Here is a 1464-nt window from a genome sequence, read left to right on the forward strand (position 1 = left end):
CTGCTGCGGCACGAACACGCGTCGCTGGCGCTGGCGCAGCGCTGCAGCGGGGTGGCGGCGCCGCAGCCTCTGTTCAGCGCCTTGCTGAACTTCAGGCACAGTGTGGACGTCGACGGGAACCAAACGGTTTGGGAAGGCATTCAATCCCTGGCGGGCGAGGAGCGGACCAACTATCCGCTGACGCTGTCGGTGGATGACCTAGGCATCGGCTTGGCTCTGACGGCGCAGACGCTGGCGAGCGTGGGGGCGGCGCGGGTGTGCGCGATGATGGAGACGGCGCTGGCGTCGCTGGCGGCGGCGCTGGAGTCGGACAGCGACGAGGCGGTGCGCAGTCTGGACGTGTTGCCGGCGGCGGAGCGGCTGCAACTGTTGGACACCTTCAACGATGCGGCGTCGAGCTATCCGGCAGAGGCGCGGATCCACCAGCTGTTCGAGGCGCAGGCGGCGTCGCGGCCGGAGGCTGTCGCGCTGGTTTGCGGCGAGCAGACGCTGAGCTATGGCGAATTGAACCGGCGCGCCAACCAACTGGCGCACAGATTGATCGCCGAGGGGGTGGGACCAGACGATCTAGTCGGCATTTGCGTCGAACGCAATGTGGAAATGATTGTGGGCCTGCTGGGCGTATTGAAGGCTGGCGGCGCGTATGTGCCGCTTGATCCCGGCTACCCGCCGGACCGTTTGAGCTACATGCTGGCAGACAGTTCGCCTAAAGCGATGCTGACGCAGACTTCGTTGTTGCCCAGCCTGCATGACTGGATAGGCGCGCAAGTGGTATTGGATGACGTGGAGGAAGTCGACAGGCTGTCCCGTCTGCCAGACCATAACCCGGATGCGGCGCGTCGAGGACTGACGCCCTCCCACCTTGCCTACATCATTTACACGTCGGGTTCGACCGGCGCGCCCAAAGGCGTAATGGTGGAGCACCGTCAGGTCGTCCGTCTGTTTGGCGCCACGGATCATTGGTTCCATTTCGGCGAGCAAGATGTCTGGAGTCTGTTCCATTCGTTCGCCTTCGATTTCTCGGTGTGGGAAATCTGGGGCGCGCTAGCGCACGGCGGCAAGCTGCTCATCGTGCCGAAAGACATCGCGCGGTCGCCGGACCAGTTCTACCAGCTGTTGTGCGAACAAAAGGTGACGGTGTTGAATCAGACGCCGAGCGCTTTCCGGCAATTGATCGGTGCCCAGGAGCGCAGCAGCCAAGCACACCATCTGCGCTATGTCGTTTTCGGGGGCGAAGCATTGGAAACGTCGATGCTGGCACCATGGTATGCGCGCCATGTCGATCATGGCCCGCTCCTGATCAATATGTACGGCATCACGGAAACGACGGTACATGTGACCTATCGGCCATTAAGCGCTGAGGATGTGAACAGAAGGGGGGCCAGTCCCATCGGCGTCAAGATTCCAGATCTAAGCGTCTATATTCTGGATGCCAATCGGCAACTGGCGCCGCTCGGGGTGGCG

General features: G+C 62.5%; 1 protein-coding gene. It reads left to right on the forward strand.

The features are described 5' to 3' along the window. Window positions 1–1464, forward strand: a 1464-nt coding sequence (locus tag LQR33_RS22960; RefSeq protein WP_231470577.1) for an AMP-binding protein, incomplete at both ends; no start/stop codon positions are given.

Origin of the sequence: Chromobacterium piscinae (genome assembly GCF_021129175.1) — a bacterium.
GTDB lineage: Bacteria > Pseudomonadota > Gammaproteobacteria > Burkholderiales > Chromobacteriaceae > Chromobacterium > Chromobacterium piscinae.